17 protein-coding genes are annotated in these 17,601 nt (G+C 33.3%); 3 read left to right on the plus strand and 14 right to left on the minus strand.

Annotated features, from left to right (window positions below):
• Positions 1-104: 104 nt before the first annotated feature.
• A complete protein-coding gene (locus IRZ83_RS02350; RefSeq protein ID WP_029269683.1) occupies positions 105-995 on the minus strand; it encodes a carbon-nitrogen hydrolase in 891 nt (296 codons plus the stop codon).
• Positions 996-1,148: 153 nt separating this feature from the next.
• Positions 1,149-1,559, minus strand: a complete 411-nt coding sequence (locus IRZ83_RS02355; RefSeq protein WP_194566571.1) for a hypothetical protein — start codon at positions 1,557-1,559, stop codon at positions 1,149-1,151.
• A 154-nt stretch (positions 1,560-1,713) separates the two neighbouring features.
• Here IRZ83_RS02355 and IRZ83_RS02360 point away from each other — a divergent pair, with 154 nt between their 5' ends.
• Positions 1,714-1,875 carry a hypothetical protein gene (locus tag IRZ83_RS02360; protein WP_194566573.1) on the plus strand — a complete coding sequence of 54 codons (162 nt, stop codon included), beginning with the start codon at positions 1,714-1,716 and terminating at the stop codon, positions 1,873-1,875.
• A 19-nt stretch (positions 1,876-1,894) separates the two neighbouring features.
• Here the strand turns inward: IRZ83_RS02360 and IRZ83_RS02365 are convergent, their stop codons facing one another.
• The 3 genes from IRZ83_RS02365 to clpB all read right to left on the minus strand — a co-directional run bounded on the left by IRZ83_RS02365 (position 1,895) and on the right by clpB (position 5,737).
• A complete protein-coding gene (locus IRZ83_RS02365; protein ID WP_194566575.1) occupies positions 1,895-2,779 on the minus strand; it encodes a DUF808 domain-containing protein in 885 nt (294 codons plus the stop codon).
• A gap of 54 nt (positions 2,780-2,833) precedes the next feature.
• A complete protein-coding gene (locus IRZ83_RS19580) occupies positions 2,834-2,956 on the minus strand; it encodes a hypothetical protein (RefSeq protein WP_255526291.1) in 123 nt (40 codons plus the stop codon).
• 177 nt (positions 2,957-3,133) lie between these two features.
• Positions 3,134-5,737 carry an ATP-dependent chaperone ClpB gene (clpB, locus tag IRZ83_RS02370; protein ID WP_029269677.1) on the minus strand — a complete coding sequence of 868 codons (2,604 nt, stop codon included), beginning with the start codon at positions 5,735-5,737 and terminating at the stop codon, positions 3,134-3,136.
• Positions 5,738-5,944: 207 nt separating this feature from the next.
• Here clpB and ytxJ point away from each other — a divergent pair, with 207 nt between their 5' ends.
• Complete coding sequence (gene ytxJ / locus IRZ83_RS02375; RefSeq protein ID WP_194566577.1) at positions 5,945-6,334, plus strand: bacillithiol system redox-active protein YtxJ; 390 nt, start codon at positions 5,945-5,947, stop codon at positions 6,332-6,334.
• Between the two features lie 123 nt (positions 6,335-6,457).
• On the opposite strand, the gene IRZ83_RS02380 is transcribed toward ytxJ, so the two are convergent.
• Together IRZ83_RS02380 and IRZ83_RS02385 are read right to left on the minus strand one after the other, a co-directional pair.
• Positions 6,458-7,624 (minus strand): hypothetical protein, encoded by a 1,167-nt coding sequence (locus tag IRZ83_RS02380; protein WP_194566579.1) that lies wholly within the window; start codon positions 7,622-7,624, stop codon positions 6,458-6,460.
• Complete coding sequence (locus IRZ83_RS02385; RefSeq protein ID WP_194566581.1) at positions 7,624-8,619, minus strand: DUF2157 domain-containing protein; 996 nt, start codon at positions 8,617-8,619, stop codon at positions 7,624-7,626. Before IRZ83_RS02385 ends, IRZ83_RS02380 begins: the two co-directional genes overlap by 1 nt.
• A 311-nt stretch (positions 8,620-8,930) precedes the next feature.
• On the opposite strand from IRZ83_RS02385, the gene IRZ83_RS02390 reads away from it, so the two are divergent.
• Positions 8,931-10,217 carry a T9SS type A sorting domain-containing protein gene (locus IRZ83_RS02390; RefSeq protein ID WP_228520651.1) on the plus strand — a complete coding sequence of 429 codons (1,287 nt, stop codon included), beginning with the start codon at positions 8,931-8,933 and terminating at the stop codon, positions 10,215-10,217.
• Positions 10,218-10,298: 81 nt separating this feature from the next.
• Here the strand turns inward: IRZ83_RS02390 and argH are convergent, their stop codons facing one another.
• From argH to IRZ83_RS02425, 7 genes are all read right to left on the minus strand, one after another.
• Complete coding sequence (argH, locus tag IRZ83_RS02395; protein ID WP_194566586.1) at positions 10,299-11,579, minus strand: argininosuccinate lyase; 1,281 nt, start codon at positions 11,577-11,579, stop codon at positions 10,299-10,301.
• 170 nt (positions 11,580-11,749) lie between these two features.
• Positions 11,750-12,820, minus strand: a complete 1,071-nt coding sequence (locus IRZ83_RS02400; RefSeq protein WP_194566588.1) for a M20 family metallo-hydrolase — start codon at positions 12,818-12,820, stop codon at positions 11,750-11,752.
• Between the two features lie 190 nt (positions 12,821-13,010).
• Positions 13,011-13,784 (minus strand): acetylglutamate kinase, encoded by a 774-nt coding sequence (gene argB / locus IRZ83_RS02405; protein WP_194566590.1) that lies wholly within the window; start codon positions 13,782-13,784, stop codon positions 13,011-13,013.
• A 98-nt stretch (positions 13,785-13,882) separates the two neighbouring features.
• Positions 13,883-14,830, minus strand: coding sequence for an N-acetylornithine carbamoyltransferase (locus tag IRZ83_RS02410; RefSeq protein WP_194566593.1), 948 nt, complete (start codon positions 14,828-14,830; stop codon positions 13,883-13,885).
• A 73-nt stretch (positions 14,831-14,903) separates the two neighbouring features.
• Entirely contained in the window at positions 14,904-15,251 is a 348-nt protein-coding gene (locus tag IRZ83_RS02415; protein WP_317174543.1) for a GxxExxY protein, read from the minus strand.
• A gap of 124 nt (positions 15,252-15,375) precedes the next feature.
• Positions 15,376-16,137: a glutamate 5-kinase gene (gene proB / locus IRZ83_RS02420; protein WP_194566595.1), complete on the minus strand. Its 762-nt coding sequence runs from the start codon at positions 16,135-16,137 to the stop codon at positions 15,376-15,378.
• Between the two features lie 191 nt (positions 16,138-16,328).
• On the minus strand, positions 16,329-17,522 hold the full coding sequence (locus tag IRZ83_RS02425) for a glutamate-5-semialdehyde dehydrogenase (RefSeq protein WP_194566597.1): 1,194 nt from the start codon (positions 17,520-17,522) through the stop codon (positions 16,329-16,331).
• Between the last annotated feature and the right edge of the window lie 79 nt (positions 17,523-17,601).

Consider the following 17,601-nt stretch of genomic DNA (forward strand, 5'->3'; position numbering starts at 1 on the left):
ATAAAAGGCGGTTTCAATAATTGAAACCGCCTTTTTATTTGCAAAGAAAAAGGACAAAGTTTAGTAAGCTTTGTCCTTTTTTTTATTGTTTAAATGATAATTAATTATTTATCAATTGCTCTTTTTGTAATATCTCCAAAAGCATCAATTCTTCTGTCTCTGAAAAATGGCCAGTTTTGACGAACATTTTCCTGTAAGTCTAAATCAACTTCAGCAATTAAAATTTCTTCTTGATCGTGAGAAGCCTGAGCTAAAATTTCACCTTGAGGTCCAGCAATAAATGAAGCTCCCCAAAATTGAATTCCTTCTGTTCCTTCAATATATTTTTCTAAACCAATTCGGTTTGCAGCAGCTACGAAAACTCCATTTGCTACAGCGTGGCCTTTCATTACATTCATCCAAGCGCCGTATTGATTTTCTCCGTATTGCTCTTTTTCTTTTGGATGCCATCCAATTGCAGTTGGATAAAATAATACTTCAGCACCTTTTAAAGCAGTTATACGAGCTGCTTCTGGATACCATTGATCCCAGCAGATTAAAGTACCAACAGTTCCTTTTTTTGTTTCAATCGCCTGAAAACCTAAATCGCCAGGAGTGAAATAGAATTTTTCATAAAAATGAGGATCATCCGGAATATGCATTTTTCTATACAAACCAGCTTCTGTACCATCTGTATCAATAATGTAAGCGCTGTTGTGGTAAATTCCGGCCATTCTTTTTTCGAAGAAAGGAACAATAATTACAACTCCTAATTCTTTTGCCAATTCGCTGAAAGCAATAAAAGAAGTGCTGTATAATGGTTCTGCTAATGCAAAATTATCTACATCTTCGCTTTGGCAAAAATAGTGACTGCTATATAATTCTGGAAGCAAGATAACTTCTGCGCCTTTTCCTGCAGCATCTCTTACCCAGCTGATACATTTTTTTAGATTATTTTCGGCAACGTCATTCAGGTTTAACTGAATAACGGCTATTTTATATTTTCTTTTCGGCATGACATAAAATTTAGAGTGCAAAAATAGTAAATTTTAGAGGAATGGCAAAGTCTGCTTAAACGCAAAGGATACAAAGATTTATGCGAAATTCACAAAGATTGTATTTCACTTTACTAATTAAAAAGAAAACCTAAAATTAAGAACTAAAATTGCTTATTCAATAACCACTTTTGCAGTTACAAATTCAGTCTCTGATTTTTTAAATTTAATTTCAAATGTTCCTTTTGTAGTCGATTTGAATTTGTAAACTGTTTTCTTTGGATCTGGAACTTGTTGTGTACAAACTTCTGATGGATATTTTGCTTCAACTTGCAATCCTTTTACTCCACCAATTGTAACTTCAGAAATTTTATCAAACTCTCCGCAAGCATTATCAACAATAAACGTTACATCATAACTTAATTCTTCATTTACTTTTCCTGTTGCTGGCCCCTTAACTTCTGTAACCAGTGCAACTTTTGTTGTTGGATTTGTTGTTTTTACATCATCATCATTGCTGCACGAAACAAATGCAGTTGCTAAAAATAATACTACTAAAACTGATTTTAATCTAAAACTTTTCATATAAAATAATAATTAATTGTTAATTACTATGAAGACGTTAGATAATTGCAATGGTTGCTTTGACAAAATGTTAAATAGTTTTACAAAAACATTAAACGGCTAAAGATCAAATATTTATTTAATAAAAAAAATTGCGCAACTACCGTTATTTCTTATGAAAATTAAACTTTCAATTCTAGCCCCGACAGAAACGGTATCCTTTTTCTGGCTGCTCCAGACAGAAAAAGATATAGTGTATGGCGGGACAAAACGTGCATTGAAACGTTTATTTCTGCTTCAAAAAAAAAAACACCAGCTTTATGACTGGTGTTTTTAATTATGTTTTCTAAATCGAATTATAGTACTGGTTCTTTCTTTTTGAAGATTTTTTTAATAAGATTTACAATCGCTAAAACGATAAATCCTAATGCTAGTCCGATTATAAATTCTCTTATTATGGATGGGAAATTCGGCAATAGATGGTGGAAAAATTCAATATTATGGATGAATAAACCTCCTGCTACTAAAATTAAAGCGATCGTACCAATTACAGTTAAAGCCTTAATAACCTTAGGAAGTGCCTGAACTAAAATATTTCCGATAAATTTCAGTACTCCATTTTCCTTTTTACTAATCTGGATCAGTTTAAAACCTGCTTCATCCATTCGCACAATAAGCGCAACAATGCCATAAACACCAACTGTTGCAATTACCGCAATAATTGATACAACCACGATCTGCTGTAAAATAGGTTTGCCAATGACGGTTCCCAAAGCAATAATTACAATTTCGACAGATAAAATAAAATCGGTTAAAATAGCTGATTTTATTTTTCCTTTCTCGGCTGCCAGAATTTCTTCTTCTGTAAAAGTTTCTTCTGTTATTCCTTCTGATTCTTCGTAACTGTGCGGGAAGAAAAATTCGTAAATTTTTTCGGCACCTTCATAAGCTAAAAACAAGCCTCCTAAAACCAGAATTACTATTATTGCAATTGGTAAAAAGGCACTTAAAAGAAAAGCGATTGGCAAAATAATTATTTTATTAAGAAGCGAGCCTTTGCTAATTGCCCAAAGCACCGGAAGTTCTCTAGATGAAGCAAATCCTGAAGCTTTTTCGGCATTTACTGCCAAATCATCACCCAAAATACCTGCTGTTTTTTTTGCTGCAACTTTGCTCATTACTGCAACATCATCCATGATTGCAGCAATATCATCTAATAGTACGAAAAACCCTGATGCCATTATATTTTTTATTTGTGCGAATTTAATACTTTTTATTTAATTCATCCTTTAGAATTAACGGCTGCATTGCCCTAAAAGTACCCAAATGATTATAAAAACCAATACAGTTCCAAAGCATCCGCCTCCTAATTTTTTTGCACCGTAACCTGCTAATAATCCTCTAAATAAGTTGTTCATAGTATTTTTTTTTTATGTTATTATTTTTTAATTGTTTAAGTAAAGGTCAGAATTTAGCAAGAAAATCTTTTTATATTAATTTTATAAAAAGTTTCATGATTCACGGATTTTGTATATTTTAAAAAAAAACACCAGCCTTTCGACTAGTGCTTTTACCTCAAAAAAATAACCTAAGAATTATACGACAGGCTGTGTTTGATTTCTAAAAACCAATTTTCCGTCGAAAGCATCTAATAAAATAATACTGTCTGTAGTAATGTTTCCTGCCAAAATTTCTTTAGACAATTGATTTAATACTTCTCTTTGAACCACACGTTTTACTGGCCTTGCACCAAACTGCGGATCATATCCTTTGTCAGACAAATACTGAATAGCTTCTGGTGTTGCATCCATAGCAATACCTTGCAGTGCCAGCATTTTTGTAACACTTTTTAGTTGCAAGCCAACAATTCTCGAAATATTTTCGACTGTTAATGGCGTAAACATTACGATTTCGTCGATACGGTTTATAAATTCCGGACGGACAGTTTGTTTTAATAATCCCAAAACTTCAGTTTTTGCGGCTTCTGTTGCTGCTTCTACTCCACCTTTAAGATTTTCAAACTTTTCTTGTATAATCTGACTTCCCATATTAGAAGTCATAATTATAATTGTATTTTTAAAATCAGCCAAACGACCTTTATTATCTGTCAATCGGCCTTCGTCTAATACCTGCAATAAAATATTAAAAGTGTCTGGATGCGCTTTTTCGATCTCGTCCAGCAAAATCACAGAATACGGTTTTCTACGAACAGCTTCTGTCAATTGACCACCTTCATCATAACCAACATATCCCGGAGGTGCACCAACCAAACGGCTCACACTGTGGCGTTCCTGGTACTCACTCATATCAATTCTTGTCATCGCATTTTCGTCATCAAAAAGATATTCTGCTAAAGCTTTTGCCAGCTCTGTTTTACCAACCCCGGTTGTTCCTAAGAATAAGAATGTTCCAACTGGTTTTTTCATATCCTGCAAACCTGCACGACTTCTTCGAACAGCATCGCTAACTGCTTCAATTGCTTCTTCCTGACCTACCACACGTTTGTGCAATTCATCTTCAAGATGCAGCAGTTTTTCTCTCTCAGTCTGAAGCATTTTCATAACCGGAATTCCAGTCCATTTTGCAACAACTTCGGCAATATCTTCACGAGTAACTTCTTCTTTAATTAATGAATTACCTGATTGATATTCTTGTAATTGTTTCTGTAAAACATCAAGACGTTCTTGCGCTTCTTTAATTTTTCCGTAACGAATTTCAGCTACTTTTCCGTAATCGCCATCACGTTCTGCACGTTCTGCTTCGTATTTAAAATCTTCAATTTCTAATTTTACAGCCTGAATTCCGTCAACAACATCTTTTTCAGATTTCCATTTTGCATAGATTTCGTTTCGCTCTTCTTTTAAATTCGCCAAATCCATGCGTAAGATTTTAAGCTTGCTTTCTTCTTTTTCGCGTTTTATGGCTTCAATTTCAATTTCAAGCTGCATTATTTTACGATCCAAAACATCTAACTCTTCTGGTTTTGAATTGATTTCCATACGAAGTTTAGAAGCTGCTTCATCCATCAAATCGATCGCTTTATCTGGTAAGAAACGATTTGTAATATAACGTTGCGAAAGTTCGACTGCGGCAATAATTGCTTCATCTTTAATTTGAACTTTATGATGCGTTTCGTATTTTTCTTTAATTCCACGCAATATTGAAATCGCACTTTCCGTATCTGGCTCATCAATCAAAACCTTTTGAAAACGTCTTTCTAAAGCTTTATCCTTTTCAAAGTATTTTTGATATTCATCTAAAGTCGTTGCTCCAATTGCTCTTAATTCACCGCGAGCCAAAGCTGGCTTTAAAATATTAGCTGCGTCCATTGCACCTTCGCCTCCACCCGCACCTACAAGCGTGTGAATCTCATCAATGAATAAAACAATATCCCCTTCTGCTGCCGTAACTTCTTTAACAACTGATTTTAAGCGTTCTTCAAATTCTCCTTTGAATTTTGCTCCAGCAATCAGAGCTCCCATATCTAATGAGAAAACGATTTTATCTTTTAAATTTTCCGGAACGTCTCCATCAACAATTCTGTGTGCTAAACCTTCAGCAATTGCAGTTTTACCCACTCCAGGTTCCCCAACCAACATTGGGTTATTTTTGGTTCTTCTAGTCAGAATCTGCAGTACACGGCGAATTTCTTCATCACGTCCAATAACTGGATCTAATTTTCCTGTACGCGCTAATTCGTTTAAATTTTTAGCGTATTTGTTTAATGCGTTATATGTTTCTTCTGCAGAAGCAGATGTTACTCTTTCTCCTTTTCGAAGCTCTTCGATTGCTGCTTTAAGACCCTTTCCGGTTACACCTTGATCTTTCAGAATTTGAGAAACTTTGCTTTTAGAATCGAAAATTGCCAGAATCAAATGTTCGATCGAAACGTATTCGTCATTCATTTTTTGAGCAATAATTTCAGCTTCATTCAGTGCTTTATTTGCATCTCTGGAAAGTAAAATATCGCCTCCAGAAACTTTTGGAAAACTCTGAATTGTACTGTCTAATATTTGTAAAAACAACGGCACATTTACATTGAGTTTCTTCAAAATAAAAGGCGCTACATTTTCATCTACTTCAAAAATAGCTTTAAAAATGTGTTCGTTTTCTATTTGTTGCTGTCCGTTGCGTTGCGCCAATTGCTGTGAAAGCTGAATGGCTTCTTGCGACTTAATAGTAAATTTATTTATGTTCATATTTATTTGATTTGATTGATTTTTATTTGTTTGCTATTCAATAAGATTAAAGTTACAATTTATTGAGATAAAATTTTTGCTTCAAATAAGCTAACTTTGTACTCGGATAGACAAATTATATTCCATAGTAAAAATAAAGACAAAATGACGCTTAAAAAATGATTTATATCATATTTTAATGTCAAAAAGTCATAAAACAAGTCAAATATGAGTTTTTTAAATTCAATCTTCGGAAATTCAGAGAATACAGATTCTCCACAAAACAAAGTTAATTGGACCGAATTAACTGATATTCATCAATTAATGGAAATCGAAACCATATCAAATGAAAAGCCAGTTGTTATATTTAAACACAGCACAAGATGCAGTATCAGCCGTATGGCACTAAAACAATTTGAAAGAGAATTTGATTTGAACAATGTAGTTGATGCTTATTTTCTAGATTTAATAGCATATAGAGATATCTCAAATGAAATTGCTGATAGATTCAATGTTTATCATGAATCACCGCAACTTATCTTAATTAAAAATGGAAAAGCTGTTTACAACGTTTCACACAGCGATATTGATGCTGAAGCATTAAAAAGTAAAGTATAATTTTTTTTGTTGTGAAATGTGAAATGTAAGATGTGAGACTGTGAAGCAATACCTAGTTATTACTTCTCACATTTCACATTTCACATTTCACACTTCACATCTTACATTTCACATTTCACATTTCTAAAAACTTCCTCCAGAACCGCCTCCGCTAAATCCTCCACCTCCAAAATCCATTGGAGAACTTTGAGGTTTTACTTCTGGTTTTAATCCAAACGTCGATGCTACAATTAGAGCTTCGGCATTTAAAAAGGCGCTAGAATTATTGATTCTATCTGGTCTAAAGGTTAAACCGCTATCTTTCTCTTTCAATTTTTTGATTGAAAAATACGCTATTGCAAATAATATTGCTCCTCCAAGCGTCAACGCAACTTCAATTGGCAAAACTGAATAATAAAAACGGATCGTGTAAATTGAAAAACCTATGGCAAGAAAACTTATCCAAAGCATGATTCTGTCTTTTGTTTTTAAAGCCTGAACCAAATAAACAATCGGCACAATAAGTGTAAAGGCATAAAAGAAAACAGCAAAAGGAATATCAGTTCCTGGAAGTATTTCGTTTCCTAATAATAATACAGAAAGCTCTCTGACTACTAAGTAATTACAAGAAAGATAAAACAGAATTAAGCAAAAACTGTTCACTAACAAAAGACCGTTATAATAGTAGATTTCAGTCAAATTATGGATTGTTTTTTTAGTAAAGAAATAAAACACAGCCGAAAATAGCATCGTAACAAAAGGTAAAATGGTTTTTCCGATTGCGCCAAATTCAAAAAGACCATAAAATAAAATTGCTGAAGACGCTAAGCAAAAAACCGCCAAGGCCATTATATGCAAGTATCTTCTGTACATAAAAAAAGAGGCAACTGCAACAAAAACAGCAATTACTAATTCGTAACCATCTGTTGTAAAAGCAACAGCAAATCCTAAATTTAGAATAGCCCCCAGGATAAAAGCATCATCTAGCCCATGGTTTCTATAATTTTGATTTGCCAATAACTCTGCACCTCCAAAACCAACAGCGGCAAAAATATAACAGCATATTTTAAAATAAAAATCTTCTCCGGCCATTCCAATTAATGAAAATGCACCACAAATAGAGGAATATAAAAATGATCCTAATAAAAAGAATCCAAATCGTACCAAAATATTACCTTGACTTCTAAAAGCGGGTAACTCTTTTTTGATTAAATTATTTTGTTCCTTACTTATAAATCCACCGCTTTGCAAAGAGTTTGCTTCTTCTAGTAAAGCTTCATTATCTAATAAATTTTTATCGTGTACTATCATTATGCGATTTCTTTATTGAAGTTTTTAATCAGTTTAATAAATAATATAATTGAGCCAATGAAATAAGCTGGTAATATTAAAACAAACAAGGCCCAAACATCTGAAAAATCAATAAATTCAAAAATTCTAAATAAAAAGATATTTACGCCTATATAGGCGTAAATTATCATAAAAACATACAGGGAAATTGCTCTGATTTCATGACTGATTTTATAAAAATAATAAGATGAACCCGCTAATACAATTGCAAAAAGAAACCAAATACCGTCTTCATTATAGTCAACTAAATTACTGATCGATGCTATGCTTATTAAATGCAGGGCAAAAGTTAGATAGATGAGATTAAAATGAATTTTTAAATTTATTCGCAAGTTGTAAATAGTCCATAAAATAAGCAAACCACCCAGCAAGACAGCAGAATAACTTAAGTTTTGATGGCCATAAAAATCATTATTTAATAAATCCTGAGGCGTTACAGAAAGTCCGATATATGCTGCCAAACCCGTAATTGCAATCGTTAAAACACTTTTATTGTCGAAGTAATAGGCACAAATAAAACTGACTATTGTTGGAACTAAAGTAGCTAATCCGTAATGTGTACCAAAAGGTTTATATTGAAATTGAAGATAACCTATAAAAATACATGTCAAAATATTAGCCGCTAAAACCAAATATTCTATAACTGGGTTTTCAAAAGCAGTTTCTGTTTTTTGAAATCCTTTTGAATGTTTGAAACAATAATAAAAACACACTACAATAATGATAAGTAATATTGAAAGAATGGCAATATGGCCAATGGTATCTATATTCTGATATATTAATACTCCAATACCAGACGTGAAAAGCAAAACAGATAAGTATAGAAAGAATTTTAATTCTGCGTTTAAGGAAAAAATATTCAGATCACGATAAGCAACAATCTCATTAAATTGATTTTCTGTAATTAGATTTTTGTCTAGAAGCGATTTAGTAGCTTCAGTTTCAAATTTTACCATACTATTTGTTTAAATAACTATTTTCAAATATATGTATTTAGCATGAGTTTTCTGGTTTAAAATTGTATTAAAAAAAGACAATAATTATGTTTGCAAAAATGTTTTATCAAATTATTTCTATTTATTTTTTTATACAAATTGTAAGATTTAATCTTTTAAAAATCCAAAAACTCAAATATTTTTATCAAAAATAAAGCAGTTCAAAATTTATTATTTACATTCGTGTAATCGATTACATTAATAATAAACCACTTATTAAACCAAATAAATACACTTAAATGAAAAAAAATCTTTTTTTACTCATTTTCCTAATGAGTTTATCCTCACTTTCCGCGCAAAATTATTATTTAGCAGCACCAGAAGGTTTTGGCTCGAATACAACTGGCGGTGGAACAGCAACTCCAGTAACTGTTTCTACTTTGGCAGATTTAACTGCAAAACTTAAACTGACAACTCCACAGGTCATTTTAGTTTCTGGAACGATTAATTTTACGTATACGAGTTTATTAGTCAGTGATAAAACTATTATAGGATTGCCCGGAGCAAAATTGGTAAACAACGATCAAACTGCTACAGGATCTGGAATTCTGAATTTAAAAGCGGGATCAAATAATATTATTATTCGAAACTTAATTTTTGAAGGTCCAGGAGCTTATGATGTTGACGGTCATGATAATCTTACCTCTGAAGCTACAAATTTATGGGTGGATCATTGTGAATTTCAAGACGGAATGGATGGAAATTTTGATAATAAAGGAACTGCAGACAATGTCACAATTTCATGGTGTAAATTTACCTATTTAAAAGCTCCAAAAGCTGGAGGTTCTGGCGGTGCAGACGATCACAGATTTACGGATCTTGTTGGTTCAAGCAAAACGGATTATCCTGCAGATGGTCATTACAGCATTACTTTTAAAAATTGCTATTGGGCAGAGGGATGTAAAGAACGTATGCCTCGAGCTAGAAACGCAGAACTTCATATTCTTAATTGCTACTATAATACTTCGGTATCAGGATCACTGGCAATTGGTTTAGGTGGAGGCGATAAAAATTCTACCTGCTACATTGAAGGTACAGATTTTGCCAAAATTGGCACTGCATTTAAAAACTACATTAGCACTGACGGAGGTGTTGCAGGCGCTACATTTGTGAACAGCCTTAAAGCTCCGGCAGATTATGGTGATGCAGTTGCAAAACCTTCTTATGCTTACACCACAATTCCTGTTGCTGATGTTGCGGGTTATATAACGAATACGTCTTGCGGTGCGGGTGCAACACTTCAAGCTGCTGCGGATGGAAAAATTTCTTCAAGCTGTACTAATTTAGGCCTAACTGATAAATCGAGTCTTGATTTAGATTTAAAATATTATCCAACAGTTATTGACAGCCTATTAAACATTCAATTTTCAAATCATGAAAATGGAACTGCCATTATAAGTATTTTTTCTGCAAATGGATCTAAAGTTTACACAAACTCAAAAAATATATCCTCTGATGAAAAATTAGAATTGAATGTGGGAAATCTTGCCAAAGGAACTTACATCTGCAAAATTCAAATCGAGAATAGAATTAAAACTTTTAAAGTTGTAAAAAATTAAATCTCTCCTATAAAAAAAGGTCATTGAAACAAATCAATGACCTTTTTACTTTTTACATCCAACTTTTTACATTTCACAATATCAAAAAGCTGCCCTCATTTTATCTTTAATCGCATCTAAACATAAATTATTGATACTTCCTTCATGAGTATGTTTTGTTTCTTTTGGAGACTTGTATGTTCCCGCTTCTAATTGCTCAGCAACAGCTTTGTAAGCATCTCTAAACGGCATTCCTGCTACAACCATTTCGTTTAAAGTATCTACAGTAAACAAATAATCGTATTTTTTATCTTCTAAAATATGATCTTTAACTGTAATATCTTTTATAGAAAATATTGCAATATCCAAACAAGATTTTAAAGTCTGAATCGCTGGAAATAAACCTTCTTTTAAAAGCTGTAAATCTCTATGATAACCGCTTGGCAGATTATTGGTGATTAAAGTGATTTCGTATGGAAGCGCCTGAATCTTATTGCATTTTCCTCTGATTAATTCGAAAACATCAGGATTCTTTTTGTGGGGCATAATGCTTGAACCAGTTGTAAGATGTGCCGGTAAACCAATAAAATCAAAGTTTTGGCTCATATACAAACAAACGTCCATCGCAAATTTTGATAACGTCCCAGCCACACTTGTCATCGCAAAAGCAACTGTTTTCTCCGCTTTTCCACGGCTCATTTGTGCTGCAACGGCATTGTATTTTAAGGTTTCAAATCCTAATTCTTTTGTTGTAAATGTTCTATTGATTGGAAATGAACTTCCATAACCTGCCGCAGATCCTAACGGATTCTGATCTACGATTTTTGAAGCTGCGTTCAACATCGTAATATCATCAATTAAACTCTCTGCATAAGCAGAAAACCACATTCCGAATGACGATGGCATGGCGATTTGCAAATGTGTATAACCTGGCAATAAAACATTTTGATGTTTTTCTGCTGATTCCATTAACAAGTCAAACAATGTTTTAACTTGTTCTTTTATGGCTTTTAATTCGTCTTTTAGATACAAATGAACATCTACTAAAACCTGATCATTACGAGAACGCGCGGTGTGGATTTTTTTTCCGGCATCTCCCAGTTTTGCCGTTAATAAATATTCTATTTTAGAATGCACATCCTCGAAACTGTCTTCGATTTCGAAATTACCCACTACAATATCAGCGATAATTTCGTTTAACGCATCAACCAAAGAAGTTGTTTCTTGTTCAGTTAATAAACCAATTTGTCCGAGCATTTTAGCGTGAGCAATTGAACCTAAAGCATCGTATTTTGCCAGAACCAAATCCAGTTCACGGTCGTTCCCAACGGTGAATTGTTCGATTTGTTTATCTGTTGGTATTCCTTTTTCCCAAAGTTTCATAGGTAGATTTTTAGATTTTTAGACTACTTAGATTTTTAGATCTTCATAATCTTTGTATTTTTTTTATTATGAATGGCTCCTAGCCCCGATAGCAATGGAAATCCTTTTATTTTTTTTCTTTAAAAAAATAAAAGATTGGAACGGATAGCGGGATTAACTCCTAAAAAATATTATAATTTAAAGAAATCAGTTAGTATTTTGATATACAAATCGACTCCTTCTTCAATTTCATTTACAAAAATAAATTCGTCTGCTGAATGCGAACGTAACGTTTCTCCTGGCCCTAATTTTAAAGACTGACAGCTCAAAACCGATTGATCTGAAAGTGTTGGAGATCCATAAGTTGTTCTTCCTAAAGCAATTCCAGCCTGCACTAAACCGTGCGTAACTGGAATAGACGAAGCATTCAAATGCATTGATCTTGGCGTAACTTCTGCATTTACGTTTGCTTTTACTACTTCTAAAATTTCTGTATTTGTATAACGATCGGTTACACGAATGTCTACAACCAAGTCACATTCAGAAGGTACAACATTATGCTGTTTACCAGCATTAATCTGCGTTACGGTCATTTTTACTGGACCTAAAACGTCTGAGATTTTATCGAATTTATAGTTTTTAAACCACTCCATTACCGGAATTGATTTGTATAAAGCATTATCATCGTTTTGATGTGCGGCGTGGCTTGCGGTTCCTTTTACTTTTACATCCAAAACTAATAAACCTTTTTCGGCAACGGCTAATTGCATTAAAGTTGGTTCTCCAACAATCGCACAATCTAATTCTGGCAAATGTTTTAAAACGCTATTTAATCCATTTTTTCCGCTGCTTTCTTCTTCGGCGGAAGCCACAATAACAATATTATGCGATAGGTTTTGATTTTCGTAAAAATGCACAAAAGTTGCCAATAATGAAACTAGACATCCACCGGCATCATTACTTCCTAATCCAAATAGTTTTCCGTCTTTTTCGATCGCTTTAAACGGATCGTTTGTATAAGCCTGATTGGGCCTTACGGTATCGTGATGTGAATTAAGTAAAAGTGTTGGTTTATTTTCGTTAAAATATTTGTTGAAAGCCCAAACATTGTTGTTTTCTCTTTTAAAAGGAATTTCATTCTGATTGAACCAATTTTCGATTAAAAGTGCCGTTTGGTCTTCTTCACTTGAAAATGAAGGGGTTTCAATAAGACTTTTTAATAAACTAATTGCTTCCTGGGTAAGCGTTGCAATATTTTTCATAGTTTTGGTTTCTTTGCCACGAAGGCGAGAAGTCACAAAGTTTTAATTTAAATCTGTGACATTTTTGATTGGCGCAAATTTCTAAAATTAATATTTAAAATGCTCCGCACAATTCTATTTTTTTGCCACAGATTAAAAGAATTTCACAGATTTTTTAATCCTGCTAATCCTTTAATCTGTGATATCTATTTTATAACGTAATCGTTGTATGCAGAACATCTGGGTTTTGAAGCATTTTGTGATGCCCAATTTTGATTTTCTGTACACCTCTTGATAAACTATTGAAACAGTTATCCAGTTTTGGAATCATTCCAGAATGGATTACTTTTTCTTCTTTTAGCTTATTGTATAATGTTTCGTTGATTTCTGTTATTACAGATGAATCGTCTTCTGAATCTTGCAAAACGCCTTGTTTTTCAAAACAATATGTCAGCGTAACATCAAAAACTTCAGATAATGCAATTGATAATTCGCTTGCAATAGTATCCGCATTTGTGTTTAGCAATTGTCCGTTTTTATCGTGTGTAATGGCACAGAAAACAGGAACAACTCCAGCTTCTAACAAAGTTGCCAATAATTTGGTGTTGACTTGTTTTACATCGCCTACAAATCCGTAATCGATTGTTGGATGGTTTCTTTTTACCGACTGAATTAAATTCCCATCAGCTCCTGAAAAACCAATTGCATTATTGTCTTTGGCCTGCAATTGTGCCACAATGTGTTTGTTGATTTGTCCCGCGTAAATCATTACTACAACATCCAGCATTGGAGCATCTGTAATTCTTCGTCCGTCAATCATTTGCGGAACTAAACCAATACTCTGCGCCATTTTTGTAGCCGATTTTCCACCACCGTGAACTAGAACTTTATAGCCTTCAATTTTAGAAAAATCGGTTAAGAATTGTTCTAATTCTGCTGGATTGTCGATGATGTTTCCACCTATTTTTATTACTGTAACTTTCATAAGATTCTAAGGTTCTGAGATTCTAAGATACTAAGTTTTTCTGTGCGCAAAGTTTCTTAGCATCTTAGTAGCTTAGAATCTTAGCAACTTTAAAAAAATTATATTTTTTTAAGAATCTTCTGTAAAACTAATTGTGCTGAATACGTTCTGTTATTCGCTTGTTCAATTACAATTGAATTTTCGCCGTCTAAAACTTCATCGCTAACAATTACGTTACGACGAACAGGAAGACAGTGCATGAATTTTCCGTTGTTGGTTAAAGCCATTTTTTCGGCTGTAACGGTCCAGTTTGGATCGCTGTTAGTTACTTTTCCGTAATCGTTAAAATTACTCCAGTTTTTTACGTAAACAAAATCGGCATTTTCGAAAGCTTTGTTTTGATCGTATTCGATTGAGCAGTCTTTTGTAATTTCTGGGCTCAATTCGTAACCTTCTGGATGTGTGATTACAAAATCCATATCTTTTTGCATCTGCATCATTTCTACGAATGAATTAGCAACGGCTTGAGGTAACGCTTTTGGATGCGGCGCCCAAGATAAAACTACTTTTGGTTTGTGTTTTGTTTTGAATTCTTCCATCGTAATGGCATCTGCCAAAGATTGTAATGGGTGACGAACAGCACTTTCCATGTTTACGATTGGCACTGTCGCATATTTCAAGAATCCTGAAATTACAGTTTCCTGATAATCTTTTTCTTTGTCAACCAAACCTGCAAAGGCACGAATTGCAATAATATCACAATATTGAGAAACTACTTCTGCCGCTTCTTTAATGTGTTCTGAAGCACCAGAATTCATTATTGCTCCATCTTCAAATTCTAAAGTCCAGCCTTCGTTGGTAAAATTCATTACCATTACGTTCATTCCTAAGTTTAAAGCCGCTTTTTGTGTACTCAAACGCGTTCTTAAACTCGGATTGAAAAATAACATTCCTAAGGTTTTATTCTTTCCTAAACTTTGATTTTTAAGCGGATTCTTTTTGATTTTAATCGCTTGTTTTACCCATTTTGATAATGAGTTGATGTCTTTTATTGAGATATAGTTCATTTGTTTTTTTATTTTTGTTAGTTGTCTAAATTAGACGCTGATTATACTGATTCGCTATCGGGAATACACTGATTTATACGGATTTTTCTATTCTTACTTTGCGATTGTTTTCGAAAATTTTCCGCCTAAATTCTGGTTTTGCACCAAAATTTAAAAGCAAACCTACTTGGCAATTTGTTCCTCTTAGATAATTCAAAATTTGATTTTCAAATTCTTTCACTATGCAATCTGCTGCTTTTAATTCTAAAATAATTAAATCTTCTACTATTAAGTCGGCATAATATTGTCTAACTTCAATTCCTTTATAATAAACTTCTATTTTCTTTTGAGCTTCGACCTTTAATCCTTTACTTTTTAGTTCTAAGTATAATGAATTTTGATAAACTCTTTCTAAAAAACCATATCCTAATTCATTATACACTTCTTAAAAAGTTTTAATAATGATTTCGCTTAACTCCTGATGCAATAAATTCATATTTCAACATTTAAAAAATCCGTAAAATCCGCGTTTTCACGAAGTGAATCCGTGTCATCCGCGTATAAATCTACACAATTTTTGTGAAAGAAATTTCTTCCTTTAATGCTTTCAATATAAAATTATCATTTAATCCGTTTACGATCCAGGTTTCGATGTTGGCCGCTTTTGCGATTCCAGCTGCTTCTATTTTAGATTGCATTCCTCCTGTTCCGTGTGATGATTTTGATTCGCCGATTTCTTTTTCCAACGTTTTTAAATCATTTACCAATTTTATTGTTTCTGGATTTTCATCGTGAATTGAATCTTTAGTGTAAATTCCGTTTGTATTCGTGGCAATGATCAGAATATCAACATTTAGCAGCACCGCCGTTAAAGCTGCTAATTTATCGTTATCCCCAAACCGAATTTCATCTGTGGCAACAGTATCGTTTTCATTGATAATCGGAATGTAATTGTTTTTAACTAATACATTAATTGTATTTACAATGTTCTTTTTGGTCTGCTCTTTTTCGAAATCAGAATAAGAAAGTAAACACTGCGAAGTATTTAGTCCTAAATCCTTAAAATTTTCATTGTAAATCCGCATTAAATGAGGTTGTCCGATAGAGGCCAAAGCCTGCTTCACGAAAACATCTTTATCTTGATTATCCAGCTTTACAAATTGCTTTGCCGCAGCGATAGCTCCAGAACTGACTATAATAAATTCGTATTCGTCGTTTAGAGCCGCAATCTGAATTCCGAGGTCTTCAATCTTTCCCCGCGAAATATGATTGGTTTCTTTGGTTAAAGTATTACTTCCTATTTTTAATAAAATCCGCTTTTTTCCCATTGTTATAGTTTTGCCCGCGATTTTTTTTACCGCAAAGTCCGCAAGGTTTTTTTATATTGTTTGTGTTTACAAACGCTAAGTTCGCAAAGCTTTGTCCAAATAAATTCCAAATTCCAATATTCTAAAATCGTTAGTCATCATTCTAAAATCTAAAATTCTAAGAAGTCTAACAATCTAAGAAAGTCTAATAATTATCTAATTTGTCCTTCTCCGTAAACGTACCATTTGTTTGTTACAAGATGCTGTAAACCAATTGGACCGCGTTGATGTAATTTATCAGTGCTTATGGCTAATTCTCCACCTAAACCAAATTGTCCTCCGTCTGTAAAACGGCTTGAAGCATTTTGGTAAACAGCAGCAGCATCGACTGCGTCCATAAATTTTTTTGCAGCTTTGTCGTCTCTGGTAATTATTACTGCCGAATGTCCCCCGCAATATTTATTGATCTTTTCGATTGCATGTTCCTCAGAATCAATTGTTCCGATTACAATTTTATAATCTAAAAACTCTTCGTACCAAATATCTTCTTTTTGAAGTGTTTCTGTATCTTCAAAATTTTCCAGAGATTTGTCAACGATAACTTTAACATTTGATTCTTTTAATGTTTCTATTAAAATAGCTGTAAAACCTTCAAAATTGGGCAATTTAGCATCAATTAAAACTTTGTCTACTGCATTGCAAGCTGAGATTTTAGAGGTTTTAGCATTCAAAATTACTTTTAAAGCCAAATCAGTATCTGCATCTTTATGAACGTAAACAAAATTATTACCTCGTCCGCTTACGATTACCGGACAAGTCGCGTGTGCTTTTACAAACTCAATTAATTTTTCTCCCCCTCTTGGCACAATTAAATCGACTTTTTGAGTTGGTTTTTCTAAGAAAGCCTGAGTTTCTGCACGATTATAATTTAAATATTCAACCCAGTCTTTCGAAACTCCATTTTCTTCTAAAGCTTTATGCCAAAGACTTACAATTTTCAAATTGGATTTTAAAGCTTCTTTTCCTCCTTTTAATAAAATTTTATTTCCGGATTTGAAAGCAATTCCTCCCGCTTCGATTGTAACGTCTGGACGAGATTCGTAAATAATTAAAATCGTTCCAAAAGCGGCCGTTTTATTAATAACTTTTATTCCATTATCATGCGTAAAATGAAAACGCTCAACGCCAACGGGGTCTTCTTGAGAAGCTAATTGGTTTAAGGATAAAATCATCTCATCGACTTTTTTATCATCTACTTTTAAGCGTTCTTCCATCGCTAAATCTGAGCCGTCGTAATCGGCAAGATCTTCCTGATTGGTTAGGATAATCTCATTCCGCTCCTGCTCGACCAGCTTTGCCATAGAGCGTAAAACCAGATTGCGTTTTTCAATTGATAATGGATTCATAATTTCTAGTGGTTGGTTGTTTTTTGGCTGTTTCTTTTTATCGAAACTTTATTGATACCTAACAGGTTTTAAAAACCTG

The sequence above is a fragment of the Flavobacterium sp. JLP genome, assembly GCF_015350755.1.
In the GTDB taxonomy this organism is placed as follows: Bacteria; Bacteroidota; Bacteroidia; order Flavobacteriales; family Flavobacteriaceae; genus Flavobacterium.

Excerpts from the sequence above, each read along its gene's own strand:
- IRZ83_RS02355 (WP_194566571.1), bottom strand. The coding sequence starts at position 1,559 with ATGAAAAGTTTTAGATTAAAATCAGTTTTAGTAGTATTATTTTTAGCA.
- argH (WP_194566586.1), bottom strand. The coding sequence starts at position 11,579 with ATGAAACTTTGGGAAAAAGGAATACCAACAGATAAACAAATCGAACAA.
- IRZ83_RS02425 (WP_194566597.1), bottom strand. The coding sequence starts at position 17,522 with ATGAATCCATTATCAATTGAAAAACGCAATCTGGTTTTACGCTCTATG.
- proB (WP_194566595.1), bottom strand. The coding sequence starts at position 16,137 with ATGGGAAAAAAGCGGATTTTATTAAAAATAGGAAGTAATACTTTAACC.
- clpB (WP_029269677.1), bottom strand. The coding sequence starts at position 5,737 with ATGAACATAAATAAATTTACTATTAAGTCGCAAGAAGCCATTCAGCTT.
- IRZ83_RS19580 (WP_255526291.1), bottom strand. The coding sequence starts at position 2,956 with ATGAACAACTTATTTAGAGGATTATTAGCAGGTTACGGTGCAAAAAAA.
- IRZ83_RS02400 (WP_194566588.1), bottom strand. The coding sequence starts at position 12,820 with ATGAAAAATATTGCAACGCTTACCCAGGAAGCAATTAGTTTATTAAAA.
- IRZ83_RS02390 (WP_228520651.1), top strand. The coding sequence starts at position 8,931 with ATGAGTTTATCCTCACTTTCCGCGCAAAATTATTATTTAGCAGCACCA.
- IRZ83_RS02385 (WP_194566581.1), bottom strand. The coding sequence starts at position 8,619 with ATGGTAAAATTTGAAACTGAAGCTACTAAATCGCTTCTAGACAAAAAT.
- IRZ83_RS02365 (WP_194566575.1), bottom strand. The coding sequence starts at position 2,779 with ATGGCATCAGGGTTTTTCGTACTATTAGATGATATTGCTGCAATCATG.
- argB (WP_194566590.1), bottom strand. The coding sequence starts at position 13,784 with ATGAAAGTTACAGTAATAAAAATAGGTGGAAACATCATCGACAATCCA.
- ytxJ (WP_194566577.1), top strand. The coding sequence starts at position 5,945 with ATGAGTTTTTTAAATTCAATCTTCGGAAATTCAGAGAATACAGATTCT.
- IRZ83_RS02350 (WP_029269683.1), bottom strand. The coding sequence starts at position 995 with ATGCCGAAAAGAAAATATAAAATAGCCGTTATTCAGTTAAACCTGAAT.
- IRZ83_RS02380 (WP_194566579.1), bottom strand. The coding sequence starts at position 7,624 with ATGATAGTACACGATAAAAATTTATTAGATAATGAAGCTTTACTAGAA.
- IRZ83_RS02410 (WP_194566593.1), bottom strand. The coding sequence starts at position 14,830 with ATGAACTATATCTCAATAAAAGACATCAACTCATTATCAAAATGGGTA.
- IRZ83_RS02360 (WP_194566573.1), top strand. The coding sequence starts at position 1,714 with ATGAAAATTAAACTTTCAATTCTAGCCCCGACAGAAACGGTATCCTTT.